The 17,366-nt window shown below is 57.4% G+C and carries 11 protein-coding genes; 6 read left to right on the top strand and 5 right to left on the bottom strand.

The annotated features are described in order from the left end of the window. A partial coding sequence (locus tag AC0L3U_RS35230; protein WP_473295168.1) for an IS66 family transposase occupies window positions 1-564 on the top strand: 564 nt, incomplete at its 5' end. 425 nt (window positions 565-989) lie between these two features. Here AC0L3U_RS35230 and AC0L3U_RS35235 read toward each other — a convergent pair. Further along, on the bottom strand, window positions 990-4,466 hold the full coding sequence (locus tag AC0L3U_RS35235) for a tetratricopeptide repeat protein (RefSeq protein WP_473364761.1): 3,477 nt from the start codon (window positions 4,464-4,466) through the stop codon (window positions 990-992). A 208-nt stretch (window positions 4,467-4,674) separates the two neighbouring features. On the opposite strand from AC0L3U_RS35235, the gene AC0L3U_RS35240 reads away from it, so the two are divergent. Further along, window positions 4,675-5,436, top strand: a complete 762-nt coding sequence (locus tag AC0L3U_RS35240; RefSeq protein ID WP_473364762.1) for a galactosyltransferase-related protein — start codon at window positions 4,675-4,677, stop codon at window positions 5,434-5,436. A gap of 30 nt (window positions 5,437-5,466) precedes the next feature. Here the strand turns inward: AC0L3U_RS35240 and rfbB are convergent, their stop codons facing one another. Continuing rightward, on the bottom strand, window positions 5,467-6,534 hold the full coding sequence (rfbB, locus tag AC0L3U_RS35245; RefSeq protein ID WP_473295165.1) for a dTDP-glucose 4,6-dehydratase: 1,068 nt from the start codon (window positions 6,532-6,534) through the stop codon (window positions 5,467-5,469). A 24-nt stretch (window positions 6,535-6,558) separates the two neighbouring features. Further along, entirely contained in the window at window positions 6,559-7,434 is an 876-nt protein-coding gene (gene rfbA, locus AC0L3U_RS35250; protein ID WP_456765766.1) for a glucose-1-phosphate thymidylyltransferase RfbA, read from the bottom strand. A gap of 106 nt (window positions 7,435-7,540) precedes the next feature. On the opposite strand from rfbA, the gene rfbC reads away from it, so the two are divergent. Continuing rightward, window positions 7,541-8,095 carry a dTDP-4-dehydrorhamnose 3,5-epimerase gene (rfbC, locus tag AC0L3U_RS35255; RefSeq protein ID WP_456765765.1) on the top strand — a complete coding sequence of 185 codons (555 nt, stop codon included), beginning with the start codon at window positions 7,541-7,543 and terminating at the stop codon, window positions 8,093-8,095. Continuing rightward, window positions 8,095-8,997: a dTDP-4-dehydrorhamnose reductase gene (gene rfbD / locus AC0L3U_RS35260; RefSeq protein ID WP_456765764.1), complete on the top strand. Its 903-nt coding sequence runs from the start codon at window positions 8,095-8,097 to the stop codon at window positions 8,995-8,997. Before rfbC ends, rfbD begins: the two co-directional genes overlap by 1 nt. A gap of 225 nt (window positions 8,998-9,222) precedes the next feature. Here rfbD and AC0L3U_RS35265 read toward each other — a convergent pair whose 3' ends face one another. Further along, window positions 9,223-9,474, bottom strand: a complete 252-nt coding sequence (locus tag AC0L3U_RS35265; RefSeq protein ID WP_083843201.1) for an H-NS family nucleoid-associated regulatory protein — start codon at window positions 9,472-9,474, stop codon at window positions 9,223-9,225. Window positions 9,475-9,502: 28 nt separating this feature from the next. Then, entirely contained in the window at window positions 9,503-14,632 is a 5,130-nt protein-coding gene (locus AC0L3U_RS35270) for a VCBS domain-containing protein (protein WP_473364763.1), read from the bottom strand. 411 nt (window positions 14,633-15,043) lie between these two features. Between AC0L3U_RS35270 and AC0L3U_RS35275 the strand changes: the two genes are divergently transcribed. Next, window positions 15,044-15,523 carry a hypothetical protein gene (locus tag AC0L3U_RS35275; RefSeq protein ID WP_473295163.1) on the top strand — a complete coding sequence of 160 codons (480 nt, stop codon included), beginning with the start codon at window positions 15,044-15,046 and terminating at the stop codon, window positions 15,521-15,523. 826 nt (window positions 15,524-16,349) lie between these two features. Next, entirely contained in the window at window positions 16,350-17,321 is a 972-nt protein-coding gene (locus AC0L3U_RS35280) for a Hint domain-containing protein (protein ID WP_473295162.1), read from the top strand. Window positions 17,322-17,366: the final 45 nt, after the last annotated feature.

Here is a 17,366-nt window from a genome sequence, read left to right on the forward strand (position 1 = left end):
ATCTCCTTGATCGTCTTGCCCTTGATGAAGTGCTCGCGCCTTATCCGGGCAATCGTCTCCACGATCAGCATCCCCAAGCGCGTCGATGTTCTGTTCGCCATCGAGCGCGAGATCAACAGACTTCCTGCGCAGGAGCGTTTGCGTGTGCGCCAGGAACGTAGCCGCCCTTTGATCGTCGAGTTGGAGGCGTGGTTGCGCGAGCAGCGCGCCAAGCTCTCCAGGAACAACGACACGACCAAAGCGATCAATTACTGCCTCAGCCGCTGGGGTGCATTTAGCCGCTTCCTTGATGACGGACGGCTTTGCATGTCGAACAATGCTGCTGAGCGTGAGCTACGGTCGGTCGCCGTGGGACGAAAAAATTGGACCTTCGCCGGGTCGGATGAGGGCGGCCGGCGTGCGGCTGCCATCTACAGCCTCATCGCCACCGCCAAGCTCAATGACATCGATCCACAGGCTTGGCTTGCCGACGTGCTGGCCCGTCTCCCGGATCATCCCGCCAAGCGCATCCACGAACTCATGCCCTGGAATTGGCGATCTCAGAACCTCGCTCACGCCGCATAAGCGCGGTCAGCCATCCGCTCAAGATGCCTAACCAGGGGCCATCACCGGATGCGTACGTTCAATGACAGGCTAATCGCCTTGTTGAGATGAACACGAACGCCGTGAGTTTCGCTCCTCTCATCTCGGCTCAGTGCCCCGGAGGTCGATCTGCAGCTGCGGTCCGACTGCGCTCAAACTGCGTCTCGCCAGCGCTTCCGCCTTCAGCGCCTTGGCGAGAGGGCTACGGTGTTGCAGTGACCTGCCTCAGTCCGTCGGCGCCGACCCAGCGGGCTCCTCGAACTGGCCGTAGAGGGCGTCGAGAAGAAGACGAATTTGTTCTGATCGAATATTCGTTTGCTACCCGGCTGCGAAGGTAACGTCCAATGCGAGGGTGGATTAGACAATGATAAACCTTGCCAGGATGGGGATGACCTTTTAGAGCTCGGTTAGCGTGGCTTCCCTTTTCGGCGAAACGCCGTGCGGCTCCAGTGCTTGTCTGTTGATTTATAACGGACGGGGCAGTGGATGCCGATCACGCGTTGGAGATGGCCGAGATCGAGTACTTGAGTTCGTCGAAGTAGGCCACCGGGGCGTCCGCTTGCCCACTCCAGCGCAAATGCGCGGGTCAGGAGACCTGGGCCCGTCGAAAGCCAAACCAGATCGGTATCGCCGCGGTTCATGGCCGCGGTGCCCATATCGAGGGCGCGGACGATGACAGGGTGCTCCGGCGTCACGGCGATGAAATTGTTGCCGATCGAACCGTAGTTCTCCTGATGCACTGCCAGTGTCGCCTCTGGATGAAGATAGCTGTCGATCGGTGCAAGGGATCGGTCGTCGGCATCCGCATAGATGCCGCCTCGCGCCGCAAGCCAGGCGAGGCGGAACAGGTCGGCCTGTTGAGCCGGTACGACGGCGCGATCGTAGGCACGAAGGACCTGCACACCGAATTCACGCCTGAGGAATTCTCTCGCGCTGTCATTATCGAAACAAGTCCAGCGGTGACTTGGGTTGAATTCCCGCCACGATCCCATCAGCTCAGTCACATCTTTCGGCGGATCCCGATCCCAGAATTGCACGATGTGCCGCGGGATTGGACTCTGAGCTCCCGGATCCGATTTTGGCGGTATTGCAAATCGGCCATTTTGGCGCAGCGCGATCGCCAGAAGCATCGCAGCTGGCGTGTAGTCCGGATAAGCCGCGAGCATCGCTCGCAATCGGCCGAATTGAACTGCGGGATCGCCAGACATGATGCTTTGCAGTTCCGCCAAGGCATCGGCATCCAGGACGAACTCGTCGAGCAATTGTCCGACGTGATTTTGCGACGGGCTGAGGGACTGACCTTTGAGGAGAAGCGAGGATCTGCTGAAACGAATGAAGTTCGCGAGCGCTTTCCGTGATGTATCGATGTCGAGGCTCATCAATGCCGCGCGCGCGAGCTCGAAATGGGCCCATGCATCGCTGGGATTGAGGCGAATGGCCTCCTGATAGGCCGGGATCGACTCGCCGTAGGCGAATCTGGCCTCGGCAAGCTGCCCGCGAAGCAACTCGACCCGCGCGTGGTCGGTTACGCTCGAGGCCGGCGTCGGGCCATTCAACTCCTGCTCGGCCAGCACGTAGTCGCCGGTCATGGTCGCAATCTGGACCTTATGCGACCAGAGCCAGAAATTTGGACGCGGCGCCTCGGCCAAGGCCTGATCGATCGTCTCTTGCGCCCGGGTCCATTCTCGCAGTTGGCGCAGCAGCTCGATTTCCATCCCAGCCATCTCGGGATGCGATCCGAGCCGCTCACGAGCTTCTGCGATCAAGCGGAAAGCTTCATCGCGCGAGCCCGCTTCGAAAGCAGCTCGCGCACCGCCAAGCCATGCCCAAACATTTGTAGGATGTGCGGCCGCTGCGCGGCGATAAATCTCCAGGGCCCCTTCCGCATCGTCGCTTTGCATGGCCAATTCGGCGAGCCCGATTAGGGCTCCGACGTGATCGGCCTCGGCGATAAGGGCTTGATCAAGCCATTGTGTCGCAAGCTGCGGGCGGCCGAGCGCACGCTCCTCGCTCGCCGCTTCAACCATCGCCTGGGCATTGTCCGGGTGATGGGCGATCAGCTGCTTGAACACCACCAGCGCCTCGTCCCGGCGGTCCTGCCGGCGCAGCAGCTGCCCGCGTTGCATCAACGCACGCGCTTCCGTGGGAGCCGAGGCAAGCACTCGATTGATGACCGCGGCACTCTCGTCCAGCTGGCCCAGATCTCTCAGCTCGACGGCCACATCAAGGAGCCGCATTTCGTTGGCTGGCTCAGCAGCCGCCGCCCGGCGGAACGACGCGAGCGCGGCATCGCGATCTCCGCGCCGCCGATGAATGTTGCCGAGAGCCCCGTAACTCTCGGCGTGATCGGGCTGGCTGGCGATGACCTGCAAGAACAGCTCGGCCGCTTCGTCCAGCCGGTATTGGGCGTCAAGCAGATGACCAAGCGCCACGCGGGCGCCGCCATGGCCTGGTTGTGTGGCCAGCACCTCGCGCAGGGCTGTCTCGGCCTGATCTAACTGCCCCAGGCGGCGAAGTGCGTAGCTAAGGCCAACCAAGGCCGACGGATTCCCCGGCGCGCGCGTAAGCGCTTCCCGGAAACGCTCAACCGCTTCGGTCGGCCGGCCGAGCTTCAAGAGCACGTGACCGGCCTCGATGGGCGCGTTCGGATGCGCCGGATCGTCTCCCTTGGCCGCATCAAAAGCGGCCAAGGCCTCGTCGCTGTGTCCGGCGCTTCGGAGCGCATAGCCCAGTCCAAGGTGCAACTCTCGTGATGCCGGCCAATCCCTCAGGGCGTCCCGGTATTGGGCGGCGGCGTCGTCAAAACGTCCGAGATTTCGCAACGAATTGCAGATCTCTTGCCGAATATAGAGTGCCCTTGGATCGACATCGCGAGCACGGTTGAAACAGTCCAGCGAAGCCCCATGGTTGCCGCGGTCTCGCTCGCTGATGCCAAGCGCGTGCAGCGACCCGGCATTTGTGGGTTGCAGGTCAACCGCACGCCGGAACGCCTCTGCAGCAGGGTCAAGCCTTGCAGCCTTGCGATGCAGCCAGCCCATCGCGACCCATGCACTGGCATTCGCAGGCTCCTGCTCCAGGACTGCGGTCAAGACCTCGAGGGCCTCGTCGAGGGCGTCGATGTCACGAAGAATATGACCGAGTTCTATACGATAAGTAATGTCGGTGGGGTCAACCGTAATGAGCTTTCGAAACGTTTCAGCCGCTTCCAGATTGCGGCCCGATTGCTTCAACAGCCGCGCGAGAGCCGAGATATGTCCCGCATTTGATGGGCCCTGCTCGATGACGTCTTGCAACAGGGCAATGGCGTTGTCGATACGGTTGGTATCGCGAAGGATGTTCGCAGCCTCGACCTTCGCGGCAGTGTTCGTGGGGCTGGTCTTTGCGGCCGACAGGAACGCGTCAAGCGCCTGATCGCTGCGGCCCAGCGATTTCAAAGTGTAACCGAGCCCCATGGATGCGCCCGCATGACCGGGCTCGAGTTCGAGGACGCGCTGAAAGCAGCGCTGGGCCTCCGCGAGATCACGTAGATGCCTAAAGGTGTGACCCAAGCCGATCAGGCCTGACTTGTTGTCGGCATCAAGCGCAAGGCCGCGCTCGAAGGCATCCCGTGCCTCGGGGATCTGGACGAGGTGAAGATGATCATAACCGCATTCGATCGCAGCGGTTACGTTCGAAGGGTCAGCATCGGTTGCTCGGGCAAACGCCGCCAGCGATCCGACACGATCATTGGCTTTCCGGAGTTGCCGGCCTTGCTCGATCAAGCTCCGCGCAGTTTCGGCGGCGTCGGGAGCTGAAAGTCCGGCCAACTTCTCGGTTGCTTCGCTATTTTCTAATGGACCTTGCATCGAATGACTTAGATGAGGGGAGCCAATATGGCGGATCATCGAACCTATTTAACACGGCCCTAGCTGAGGAAAATGGACCGGCGTCAGAAGGTTAATTGCGGCCATGAAAATGAACTTTACGCTCGGCTCTACCATGAATAGAGGATTGATATACCCAAAAACGGGATTGGACTTAATACTAGCAGGGGGACTGAATGGCGGTGCATCACTCGGTGACCGCCGTATACCGCCTGTAAGCTGGAAATGAATGCCGACAACCCTCGGGATCATTGTTCCCTATCGCGACAGGTCGGAACACCTTGCGGCACTCATTCCGCACTTACTGGCCTTCTTTGCTCGGGACACGCTCTGCTCGACAGTTGCCGTCCGGATTATGGTTTCAGAGCAGGCCGGCAATCTTCCCTTCAATCGCGGTTTCGTTAACGACGCTGGATTTCAGGCAATAGCGCCGGACGTCGATTATGTCTGTTCCCATGACGTAGACCTCTTGCCCGAAGAGGCGGACTATCGCCTGTCAGAGAGGCCTGCGATGGCGATATCAGACGGGCTCAACTCTAGCTTCACCCCGGAATTTGTTCGGCAGCTTTTTAGCGCAGTCGTTTTAATGAGCAAGGAGCACTTTAGCTCGCGAATGAACGACTATTGGGGATGGGGATTCGAGGACGTGGATCTTCGAGAGAGGCTGCTGCGGGTTGGGTGCAGCACCGAGCATCGCCCGGGTCGCTTCAGGCGCTTAGCTCATGTTGATGCCGGAAGCTTTCCGGATGGCGAACCCACGCCAGCGCATGTTAGAAACAGACTTCGTTATGTGGACCTTTGGTTTGAGCAAGTCGCGCAAGGCTTCATTCGCAAGCGCAAAACTGATGAGTTCTGGAAGCGCGATGGTTTATCGAATTTAACGAGCATTCAGAAGGTGCATTCGCGGCGTCACTTGGAGCACAGCGGCAAAATTGTTGTGGAGCACATCTTGGTTGAACCCCTCCATCAGCCGCAACCGGCAGAGGGCTAGAAAAGTCAGCTTAGGACTGATGCCGCAGATCTAAAGCTTTATGCCTACGCGCTTGGCCGTATAGCCCCGCTCCAAAATTGCGGCCCACCACGGCTTATGATCGAGATACCACTTCACGGTCTTCTCGATTCCGCTTTCAAAAGTTTCTTCGGCGCCCCAGCCAAGTTGTCGCTCGAGCTTTGAAGCGTCGATTGCATAGCGATGATCGTGGCCGGGACGGTCAGTAACAAACGAAATGAGCCGACGGCGCAATCCATCGCTTGTAGGGGCCATGTCATCAAGAAGGTCACAGATTGTCTGGACGACCTGCAGATTGGTACGTTCGTTACGGCCACCGACGTTATAGGTCTCGCCGATGTTGCCGCGTTCGAGAACCGTGGTCAAAGCCTTGGCATGATCCTCGACATAGAGCCAGTCGCGGATATTCTTGCCATCGCCATAGACCGGCAACGGTTCGCCGGCGAGACCCTTGATGATCATGTGCGGGATCAGCTTCTCCGGAAAGTGAAACGGCCCGTAATTGTTCGAACAATTCGTCACCAACGTCGGCAGATCGTAGGTCTCCCGCCAGGCGCGTACCAGATGATCAGACGAAGCTTTGCTGGCAGAGTAGGGGGAGTTCGGGGCGTAGGCTGTCGTCTCCGTGAAGAGCCCCTCATCGCCCAGCGAGCCGAAGACCTCGTCGGTGGATATGTGGAGGAAGCGGAACGTCGCACGCTTCTCGGGAGACAGGGTTCGCCAATGGCGTAGGGTCTCCTGCAGGATCGTGAAAGTACCTACGATGTTGGTCTGAACAAATTCATCTGGACCATCGATTGAGCGGTCGACATGGCTCTCGGCGGCGAGATTCATCACCGCGTCGGGTTGATACTTCTCGAACAACTTGCGAAGTGAGGCGCCTTCGCAAATGCACTGCCTCTCGAACTGATAATGCGGATTGCCTTCGGCGCCAGGTAAGGAGTCGAGATTAGCCGCGTAGGTGAGCTTATCGATGTTGACAACGCGCGCATGTGTATCGCGCAACAGATGTCGCACCACGGCAGAGCCGATGAAGCCGGCCCCCCCAGTCACGAAGATCGTTGAGCCTTTGAAGCGCATCTGGAGCGCCCTCCGTGATTGAAATTACTGTTGGAAAGAGCGAGCAACCGATTTCAAGTATTCCCCGTAACTACTCTTGGCTGTCTTCTCTGCCACTTTCTCGAAAGCTTTCAGAGAGATGTAGCCCTGCCGCAAGGCAATTTCCTCGGGGCAAGCGACCCGCAAACTCTGGCGCTGCTCCAGGATCTGTACGAAGTGACTGGCCTCCACGAGAGAGGCATGCGTACCCGTATCAAGCCACGCAAATCCGCGCCCGAGCACCTCGACAAAGAGATCACCGCGCTCGAGATAAGCGTTGTTGACGTCGGTGATTTCGATTTCTCCGCGGGCGGACGGCTTCACATTCGCGGCGATGTCCAGGACGTCATTGTCGTAGAAATAAAGGCCCGTAACCGCCACGTTAGATTTGGGTTGCTTGGGCTTTTCCTCAATTGACAACGCTCGGCCGGTGGTATCGAGCTCGACGACACCATACTGCTCCGGCGTGTTCACGTAATAGCCAAACACCGTCGCGCCCTTTTTTCGAGCCCCGGCGTGGGCGAGCATCTCTGGAAGGCCATGGCCGTAGAAGATGTTGTCGCCTAGGATCAGGGCGACCGAATCCTGGCCTACAAATTCGCGGCCAACGATGAAGGCGTCAGCCAGTCCACGGGGAGCGTCCTGGCTTTCGTATGAGAACCGTACGCCGATGTCTGATCCGTCGCCGAGCAGGCGTTGAAACAGAGGTTTGTCCAGAGGGGTCGAAATGATCAGAATGTCGCGAATACCCGCCAGCATCAGCGTGGAAAGGGGATAATAGATCATCGGCTTGTCGAAAACCGGAAGCAATTGCTTGGATACAACGGTGGTCACGGGGTAGAGGCGCGAGCCAGTTCCGCCGGCGAGTATGATGCCCTTCATGGCCCTCTCACAAATTTACCAATTAAAACGTATCAGATGGAATAGCCGGCACAAGTTCGCTATAGATCTAGAGTAAACAAGGTTTTCGAGCCCCTCATATATCACAATGAATGTTATTGCGACTACGCTTCCTGAGGTTTTGGTTATTGAACCCAAGCTATTTGGCGACCAGCGGGGCTTTTTCCTCGAAACCTACCGGTTCGACCGCTACGCCGAACACGGTGTCAGCCGCCCGTTCGTGCAGGATAACATGTCGCGGTCGTCCTATGGGGTGCTTCGCGGCCTTCACCTACAAAACCCCTCGACACAAGGCAAGCTCGTCAGTGTCGTGCGGGGCACGGTATTGGATGTTGCCGTAGATGTCCGTGTTGGAAGTCCGAATTTCGGGCGGCATGTGGCGGTTGAACTTAGCGAGGAAAATCGCAGGCAATTGTGGGTGCCTCGAGGTTTCGCGCACGGGTTCGCGGTGCTGTCTGAAACGGCGGATTTCTTTTACAAATGCGATGATCTCTACAGCCCAAAGGACGAACTTGTCGTCCGATGGGATGATCCCGCCATCGGGATCGATTGGGGCATTCCCAACCCGTCATTGTCGCCGCGTGACGCGGAGGCGCCTTTGCTCGCGGACGTGAAGAATTTGCCGACTTACGGGCAAGTGTAATGCGAATCCTTCTGACCGGGACCAGTGGGCAGGTTGGTGGAGCGCTGTTGCCTCTGCTGAATACTTCACACGTGGTCTTGGCGCCGCAGCGTGCGGAACTCGATCTTTCTCGGCCTGAGACCGTAGCTGAAGCGTTAGATGGTCTAGCGCCCGACCTCATCGTTAATCCAGCTGCTTACACAGCTGTCGACAAGGCTGAGGATGAGGCAGAACTCGCTCTGCGCGTGAACGCAGCATCTCCCGCCGCCATGGCCGCTTGGGCCCGTAAACGTAACGTTCCCCTGATCCATTTCTCTACAGACTATGTCTTCGATGGATCCGGCGAGACACCCTGGCGCGAAGGGGACAGATGCGGACCCCTCTCAAGTTATGGGCGTAGCAAGTGGGAGGGAGAGCGAGCAATCCAGGCATCTGGCGCAGCCCACCTCATCCTGCGAACGTCGTGGGTGTACGCCGCACAGGGAACAAACTTCCTTCGCACGATGACGCGTTTGGCGCGCGAGCGTGACGAATTGCGGGTGGTGGCGGACCAGTTTGGCGCCCCAACGGCGGCGGCTTCAATCGCAGAGGCGACATCGGCCATCATTGATCGACGCACAAACACTACGGATTTGGCCGAGGATTTCGCGGCGGCAGAGGGGCTCGTCCATCTGGCAAACGCCGGCACGACGTCCTGGCATGGCTTCGCAACAGCGATCGTGGATGGCCTCAAGATGAGAGGTCAGGCAGTCAAGTCTGCGACGATTCACGCCATCGCGACCAGCGAGTTTCCCACAAAAGCAATCAGGCCTGCCAATTCGCGGCTGGACACGTCAAGGCTCCGCCAGGCCTTCGGTGTGTCGATGCCAGGTTGGAGCCAGGCTATGCACCGTGAACTTGATCGTTTGATTCGGCTGGGATAATTCGGGTGCTTCTCAAGATCCGGGGGCTTCTGCCGTTGATCGTCATCGGTCGTAGCGAGCAGATGGTTGGCAAAGCTAACTCCCGCTGATCTGCCAAAAGGGGCGAGCACGCGATGGTGAAGCTCTCCGAGCTGCTGGTGCTCGAGTCGAGTCGATCATGAGCCGCCTCAAACCGCAGCATCGAACAAGTCAGCATCGAAGGTCGACGTTCGACAGGATCATGGGTTATTTGAGTTTTAAATCTTCGAGTGTTGTTCCTGCCGCAAGTAAGTCATGTACCCATCGCGGCTGACTACCGCGTCCACACCACGTCTGTGACGGGTTGTTTGGGTTTCGGTATTTTGGACGGACACGCGGATATGGCTTCCGCGGCTTGGTCAGGTGAGATTTTAGATTGGTTCGTTGTTGGATCGTCTCGCTAATTTCATGATGATGAAGCAAGAGGTCGTCCAACGACATGGATTGATAGTCCCTCATCGCTACCTCCCCGATGCAAAAAAAATACTTATGAGATGATCCCTTGGTGGGCGTACGTGACCAGCGCGTGGCCCGGTAAATCGGAAACAAGACTGAAAGAGTCCGCAGTGTAGTCGCCAAGAAGAGTCAGGTGAGCGACTTCTGCTCCGTTTGCGATGGTTAGCGTGCCGCCGGTGTTCGCATTCTGGACGTAACTGATAGTGGCTGAATCGGGGTTGAAGTTGTTCAACTCGATAACGTTCAAATCGTTGAACCCTGAAATCGTACCGTTGAAATGGAAGGCATCTCCGAGCGACAGGGTGCCGCCACTAGCCAGGCCAAAAACCACGTTGGCATTTGAAGCGGCCTCGAACTCAAGCTGGCCTGGGCCATCGATAATCGCTGTGCCGTTTCCGCTAACGACATCTTTGACCGTCAGATTGGCAGCATTTGCCCAGAGGAAGCCCGAATTGTCGACTGCGCTGACAACGATCAGGCCTCCTGGTCCAGAAGCCTCCAAAATTCCCGCGTTGTGGATCACATTCGAGCCAGTGTCGATGGTAAGCGGTTGGTTGCCTGTCGCGTTGACGTTGCCGGCGTTGATGAAGTTCAGTTGTCCGTTGCCCAATTGGCCTGCACCGGAGATGATGTTGTCCTCGTTGTTCAGGGTGACATTCGGGCTCGTTCCCGAAATGATGTTGCTGTTATCATCCGAGAGCAAAAATTGCCCGCCCCCCTTAAGCGTCAATCCGGGTTGAATGAGCTGCACGATGGTTTCGTCGCCTGCCGCGCTTACTAGGACGGTGCCGGTATTGTTCATTTCTCCACTGATCGGGAGTAAGGCTCCGTCAGAAACTGACATCGTACCAACATTGCTGAACGCTGGTGCCAGATCGAAAACGAAATTGCTTGCCGTTAGCGAAGACGATGAGATGCCGGATAGCGTAATAGATTGCTCGTCACCCAACGCAATGACGGCGCTGCCGGAGACATCGTCCAGCATGTGCGCTTGAACGGCGCCGAAGTCGGTGGCGGAAAAGCCGATCAGATCGATTTGATCGGCACGAACATCAAAATTGTAGAGTAGGTCATGACCGATAGGTTGCGAGAACACGATCAAGTCATGACCGCTCGCCGCCGTAAGAAAATCGTCGCCTGCATAGGCGAAGATCGGTGTTCCTTGGGCGTAAGCTTCAACATTGTCAGCGACGACGTGGTTCGTACTTGTACCGTTCTGCGTGGTTACCACTTCAGTTATTTTCAGAAGCGCGGCGCCTTCGAAAGTACCCGGTGTTGTTATCGACAGAGATCCGGGATCGGCTGTTTGCTCCGACCAAGTACCATCAGCGCTTCGAACTCCATGGGTTACGATCCAGTCGTCCGCAACGCCGGCGAGTGTGACAGTGAATGTGGCGCCAGATTGCAAGAACGGGTCGGCTAAACCGAGATTGATTTCGGAGCCAGCGACGCCAGCCGGAGCTCGATGCGGCGGATCATCATCGCTGATCGTAATTGTCACGACCTTGGCAGTGCCATCAATGGTCTGAACGGTGAAGGTGTCTTTGAGATGTTGGCCTTCATCGAGCCTGTGTACCGTCGGGTTTGAATAATTGAGCGTATAGGTCCAAATGCCGGACGCCGTCAGTTGATAAGTGCCGTAGCCGTTGCTGGTGGCCGACCCGGCAGGCTTCGGTATGAAGGTATTGGGAGTATTGTCGATGTCGGTGTCGGTTACTTTGCCGGTATCTATTAACTTGCCGCTACCCGGGCCGTCATCGGGTATCTCCACGTTGCCGCTCAGCTTGCCTGAGATCACCGCGGCATCGTTGCTTCCAGCAATGGTAATGTCGATCAGTTGAGAAGCGGAACTGTCGGCCGATTTCACAGTCAAGGTGTCGTGCACAATCTGGCCGCCGGCGAGTGCCTGGACCTTGGCGGCGGAGTTATCGAGCGCGTAGCTCCATTCGCCGTTGGCAGGATCGAAGGTGAACGCGCCGTAGGTCCCGGCGAGAGATGCTGGGGTCTGGAAGTGGTCTTGCCCGGTGTCGATGTCCTGGACCGTGAGCGTACCACACGCGGTCAGTTTGCCGTCTTCCTTGACTGCGCCAGTCGCTGTTCCGGAGATCACCGCGGCATCGTTGCTGCCGGTGATGGTGACGTCGATTAGCTGCGAAGCGGTGCCGTCAGCCGACTTCACAGTCAGGGTATCCTGGACGACTTGGCCATCGGCAAGCGCCTGGACCTTGGCGGCGGAGTTATCGAGCGTGTAGCTCCATTCGCGGGTGGCAGGATCGAAGGTGAACGTGCCGTAGCTGCCGGCGAGGGAGGCTGGCGTCTGGAAATGGTCCTGGCCCGTGTCGACATCCTGGACCGTGAGCGTGCCGCACGCAGTCAGCTTGCCGTCTTCCTTGACCGCGCCAATTGCTGTTCCCGAGATCGCCGCGGCATCGTTGCTGCCGGTGATGGTGACGTCGATCAGCTGCGAAGCGGTGCCGTCAGCCGATTTCACAGTCAGGATGTCGTGGACGACCTCGCCGCCAGCAAGCGCCTGGACCTTGGCGGCGGAGTTGTCGAGCGTGTAGCTCCATTCGCCGGTGGCAGGATCGAACGTGAACGTGCCGTAAGCTCCGGTGAGGGAGGCTGGCGTCTGGAAATGGTCCTGGCTCGTGTCGACATCCTGGACCGTGAGCGTGCCGCACGCAGTCAGCTTGCCGTCTTCCTTGACTGCGCCAATAGCTGTTCCCGAGATCACCGCGGCATCGTTGCTGCCGGCGATGGTGACGTCGATCAGTTGCGAAGCGGTGCCGTCAGCCGATTTCACAGTCAAGGTGTCGTGCACAATCTGGCCGCCGGCGAGTGCCTGGACCTTGGCGGCGGAGTTATCGAGCGCGTAGCTCCATTCGCCGTTGGCAGGATCGAAGGTGAACGCGCCGTAGGTCCCGGCGAGAGATGCTGGGGTCTGGAAGTGGTCTTGCCCGGTGTCGATGTCCTGGACCGTGAGCGTACCACACGCGGTCAGTTTGCCGTCTTCCTTGACTGCGCCAGTCGCTGTTCCGGAGATCACCGCGGCATCGTTGCTGCCGGTGATGGTGACGTCGATTAGCTGCGAAGCGGTGCCGTCAGCCGACTTCACAGTCAGGGTATCCTGGACGACTTGGCCATCGGCAAGCGCCTGGACCTTGGCGGCGGAGTTATCGAGCGTGTAGCTCCATTCGCCGGTGGCAGGATCGAACGTGAACGTCCCGTAAGCTCCGGCGAGGGAGGCAGGCGTCTGGAAATGGTCCTCGCCCGTGTCGATATCCTGGACCGTCAGCGTGCCGCCCGCAGTCAGCTTGCCGTCTTCCTTGACCGCGCCATTAGCTGTTCCCGAGATCACCGCGGCATCGTTGCTTCCAGCAATGGTAATGTCGATCAGCTGCGAGGCGGTGCCGTCGGCAGACTTCACAGTCAGGGTGTCGTGGACGACTTGGCCATCGGCGAGCGCCCGGACCTTGGCGGCCGAGTTGTCGAGCGTATAACTCCATTCGCCGGTGGCAGGATCGAACGTAAAAGTGCCGTAGGCTCCCACGAGTGAAGCCGGCGTCTGGAAGTTACCCTGTCCGCTATCGATGTCCTGGACCATCAGCACACCGTGCGCTGTCAGCCCGCCGTCTTCCTTCACCGCACCGGTTCCTATTCCCGAGATCATCGCCGGATCGTTGCTTCCGGTGATGGTGAGGGATAGAGCCCTATGAAAGATTTCGGATCCGACTCTGCTATCAAATTCGATTACAATCACGACGTTCTGATTGGCGCCAAGAAAAGCAAACTTTGCCGGATCATAGCTGATTGCGCCAGTGGCAGCATTGAGAGTTAGAAGCTTTGCCAGATCGGCGCCGAGTGGAGCGGCGGGGGGCCCGCTAACAGATTTGATTGAGCCGGTTCCTGCGATGTATGGAACGAGAACATCAGCAGGGTTGGAATCGGTGATGATAACCTGATCGGCAATTGTGAAACTCGCTTTGTCTGACGCAGGAATCACATCGACAGATTTGATCGAGATGAACGGAATGAACAGTTCGCCTGTTTGATTGAATGCAGCCGTTTTTTCGGGGGCGATCGCAAAGTTAAAATTCGGGATACCGGCTTGGCCGCCTGCACTGTTCATCGCCAGACCACGGCTGTCGGGGATGACCGTGTCGGTGAAATTCGTCGTGAGCCTGGTGTTGCCCGAATTTGCGCTGAATTTCAGTGAGAACACGTCGGATATGAGCTTCTGAACCTCCGGCGACAATAATGCGTTGGAGACCGAGACATTGCCGCCGCTGATCTGGATCATCTGTCCAGCTTGGTTGACTGTGCCGATCGGCAGCAGTGTGATCTTGTCGAACAAGACGTAGGAGCCTGTCGTGCCGTCGGGCTCGACCAGAACCTGGAAATTGGCCTGGGGCTGCGGATCTCCGCCACCCAGCGGCACGAAGAAGCTGATCTGGGTTAGCACCGCCGTCCCACGGATGCCCATGGTCGCAACCGGAGTATCGATCTTCATGTCGCCGTGTTTGGCGGTCTCACCAGCGACGAAGCTGATTGTGCCCGCGACCAGGCTGAGCAGCGACGAGTTGCTCGATCCATTGGGGTCGTAGATCATCTCGTTCAACACCATCCTCGCGTTTGAGGACAGGCCAAACACTGTGCCGTCGATGAAAGTGACCCCGAGGGTCGAATCCGACCCGGTCACAAGCACGTCGCCCTTCTGGACGTCGTCGCCATTGTTCAGGATGACCGGTACGCCATTGCGGATCGCGGTGGCACTCCCCGCCAACTTCGTGATGTGTCCAATAATCTGGGCCGAGGCCATGCTGGGCCCGGCCTGAGCATACTGAATTTGGCTGGTGAGCGCGTTGACAAGATCTCCGCTCAGATGAGCACCATCAGGGGAGGTGAGTGCTAGGCGCTTCTCGCCCCTGAAATAGTCCTGAACAATGAACTCATGCCCATCGTTCGACAGGATCAGATCAACCCCAGCGCGCTTGTACTCGCCGTGAAATAGCAGATTAGGATCAGGCACGGTGAGTGCCCCATCGGGCGGGTGCCCGTGAGCCACTGCGGTGGATGAATCGACGTGCCCGAAGGCGAGGGGGCGAAGCCCCTGGCTCTCCATAGCAGGACGCGCGGCGTCAAAATTGCCCGTGTAATTCAATTGAGCACCGCTAATAGCTATTAAATAAAGAAAATTATCTTCAAATTTGTATCACTCCTACGCTGCCATAGAAATCAACCAGTACGTGTTTGATTCAAACGCGTGTCCCGATGCGACAGGGATGCTTACATATGTTGCCGAGGTCAGGCCTGCCTTGCAGTCGTTCTGTTCGTTCTAGTCTCCGAAGATTCGTTATCCTCTCGGCGTTTGCAGCACGACTCGACGACTCGGTTTTATCGCTTTGCATTTGCTTCGATGGCGAGGAACACTAGAACCAACACGCTCATAGTGACCGTGAGCACAAGCTGATCCTGCGAGCTCCGTCCACAATGGACCAAGCAGAGTGCCAGATCGGATTTCCGAGGCAGCGGCCATCGGCGATTGATGAAATGTAATCAAGTGGAGAATCAAATGAAGGTGCTTACCATGGTGTCATTCCTTGCCATCTTTACATCTTCGTCTGTTTGCGCGCAGAGGGCAGCGGAGTCGCTACCGGAGATCACAGTTGATTGCTATCAATCGTTCGCCAGCAAGACGCAGTTTCCTGAGCACGAAGACAAGGACATTGGGATCAGCAGCGATGTTTTTGAAAAGCCGTTAGTGCGATACAGGATTCAGGTCGTCGGAAAAACAATACTCAAGATCATCAGGGACCCGGATCGACCGGCATTTCGAACTGAATACGGCAAGACTGTCTGGGAAATGAGAAGTGATTTCACCAACAAGCATCAGATTGTCGCCTGGAGAGAGGACAAAACGGGTGGAATCGTAAGGCTTTTTACGTTCGATTTCGTGGATCTACTATTGAGCACGGTTGACGTTGCACCCGCGCGTGCTACCGCCGCCGGAATAGAGCTTCACGTCATGAAATGCAGTAACACTCAATCCTAAGCATTTCAGCGAACGTCCTGCCACTATGTTTGGTCGAATGGCGCCCCGGCTGCCAACGAGGGAAGCAGGCAGTTCAGTCCTCCAAGGTTTAACCAATCTGGTGAAAGCGATTGGGTCTTGGTTCTCGAAGCGGCATCTCCGCATTGACGGATCCGCCTGAGGACTGTTCTTTTCCTTGCGGCGTTCGATCCGGCTCGGAGGCGGCCTTAGTGCTCTCCGCCTAAGGTTAAGTCGCAGGGGCACCGCGTTCTGCCAATCCGCGCGCGATGTGACAAGCGCTGGCGTCTTTATTTCGCTCGTTTGCTCGGCGGTGGCGTCTTGGCTCGGAAACACGGTCTGATCGTTTGCGGGTAAGTTCGCGGAGACTTGGGTGTAGCAGCATCAGTCTTAGCCTGTGGGGACAATCCGGACAGGTGTCGCCTATCCAGGCCAGCACGTCATGCATCTCGGGGTGTGCCGCGGCAGAGGAAACGCCGTCAGTCGCTTTGATGATGGCGGCCAAGTCGGTCGCCTTCCGCAGGGGAATGAAGGGGACTTCATTCCACTTGAACGCAGTCGTCTCGTCTTCAGTTGCTGATCCCTCTTCGGCTTCGCAAGCGCCGATTGCATCACCTCAGCCCACGCGGCGGATGCGCGCTAATTGGTCGATGGAGCGTAGAGAGCCGTCTCGGCAGGCCAGAGGGTATTAACAATGAAAAGTTATTAACGTGAAGTTGCAAATTATCTCAAGTTACGTGCAATTTGTATCAGCGTCTATCAGTTAATTATACAATTCGGTATGAGCGCATTGGGGCGAGAGTTAATACTGGATTTCGAGGATTCGACGATGGTTGCCAAAACGAGAGAAGAATTTAATTTCGCGTACCAGTTGGTGAAAACGGGTGGGAACTACAAGCTGGTTGACGCGGATACGAGTTCTGCCGGGGTCGATCCCATTGCGATCGGCGTTAAGGCTATAGATCAATCCGGTGATGATCCGCTTGCCAACGGCGACAAGGTCAAAGTCAAAGATGTTGCGAGCGGGAATCTCAGCGAGGGCAACAAATACACTTTTATCGGTACGGCCGAGCTGTCGGGCACCGAAGGCATCATCATCCAGGACAATCACGGCAACTTCTTTTTTCTGACCGATACGGCCTATTCTGGGAATTTGAACGGCCAACACGGGCGATTGACGAATGTCGATACAAGTGCCGAGGTCACCTTCTGCTTTATGGCCGGCACTATGGTGCGCACGCGTGGCGGTGAAGTCGCAGTCGAGACTTTGGAACGGGGCGATTTAGTGCTCACCCATGATGGGCGTGCCGTCCCGGTTGATTGGCTGGGCGAGCAGACGGTCTCGCTCAGGTTTGCTGACAAAGCACGTGTGCTTCCAATCCGGATTCGAGCTGGCGCACTTGGAGAGAACACCCCGTCGCGTGATCTTCTGGTTTCGCCCGATCATGCATTGTTGGTCGAAGGTGCATTGGTTCAGGCTGGGGCGCTCGTCAATGGCACGTCAATTTGCCAAGAGACAGACGTTCCGATGGTCTTTACGTATTACCATGTTGAGGTGGAGGATCACTCTCTGATCCTGGCGGAAAATACCCCTGCCGAGACGTTTATCGACAATGTCGACCGCCTGGGGTTCGATAACTGGGCCGAGCATCAAGCACTCTATCCCAATGGCAAACCGGTGAAGGAATTGCCCTATCCGCGAGCGAAATCGCATCGCCAAGTACCCATTAGGATTCGCGTGATGCTCTCTGCGAGAGCGCAATTGATGGGATTGACCGGCGAAAACAGATCGGTCGCTTAATCGAGCCATTTGGGTATTTACTGAGCGGGCACTCAACTCTGAAGT

This window comes from Bradyrhizobium sp. Kon69, from assembly GCF_055807515.1.

What these genes read in the sequence shown, in the direction of transcription:
- AC0L3U_RS35235 (WP_473364761.1), bottom strand. Translation starts at nt 4,466, where the DNA reads ATGATCCGCCATATTGGCTCCCCTCATCTAAGTCATTCGATGCAAGGT.
- AC0L3U_RS35240 (WP_473364762.1), top strand. Translation starts at nt 4,675, where the DNA reads ATGCCGACAACCCTCGGGATCATTGTTCCCTATCGCGACAGGTCGGAA.
- rfbB (WP_473295165.1), bottom strand. Translation starts at nt 6,534, where the DNA reads ATGCGCTTCAAAGGCTCAACGATCTTCGTGACTGGGGGGGCCGGCTTC.
- rfbA (WP_456765766.1), bottom strand. Translation starts at nt 7,434, where the DNA reads ATGAAGGGCATCATACTCGCCGGCGGAACTGGCTCGCGCCTCTACCCC.
- rfbC (WP_456765765.1), top strand. Translation starts at nt 7,541, where the DNA reads ATGAATGTTATTGCGACTACGCTTCCTGAGGTTTTGGTTATTGAACCC.
- rfbD (WP_456765764.1), top strand. Translation starts at nt 8,095, where the DNA reads ATGCGAATCCTTCTGACCGGGACCAGTGGGCAGGTTGGTGGAGCGCTG.
- AC0L3U_RS35265 (WP_083843201.1), bottom strand. Translation starts at nt 9,474, where the DNA reads ATGAGGGACTATCAATCCATGTCGTTGGACGACCTCTTGCTTCATCAT.
- AC0L3U_RS35275 (WP_473295163.1), top strand. Translation starts at nt 15,044, where the DNA reads ATGAAGGTGCTTACCATGGTGTCATTCCTTGCCATCTTTACATCTTCG.
- AC0L3U_RS35280 (WP_473295162.1), top strand. Translation starts at nt 16,350, where the DNA reads ATGGTTGCCAAAACGAGAGAAGAATTTAATTTCGCGTACCAGTTGGTG.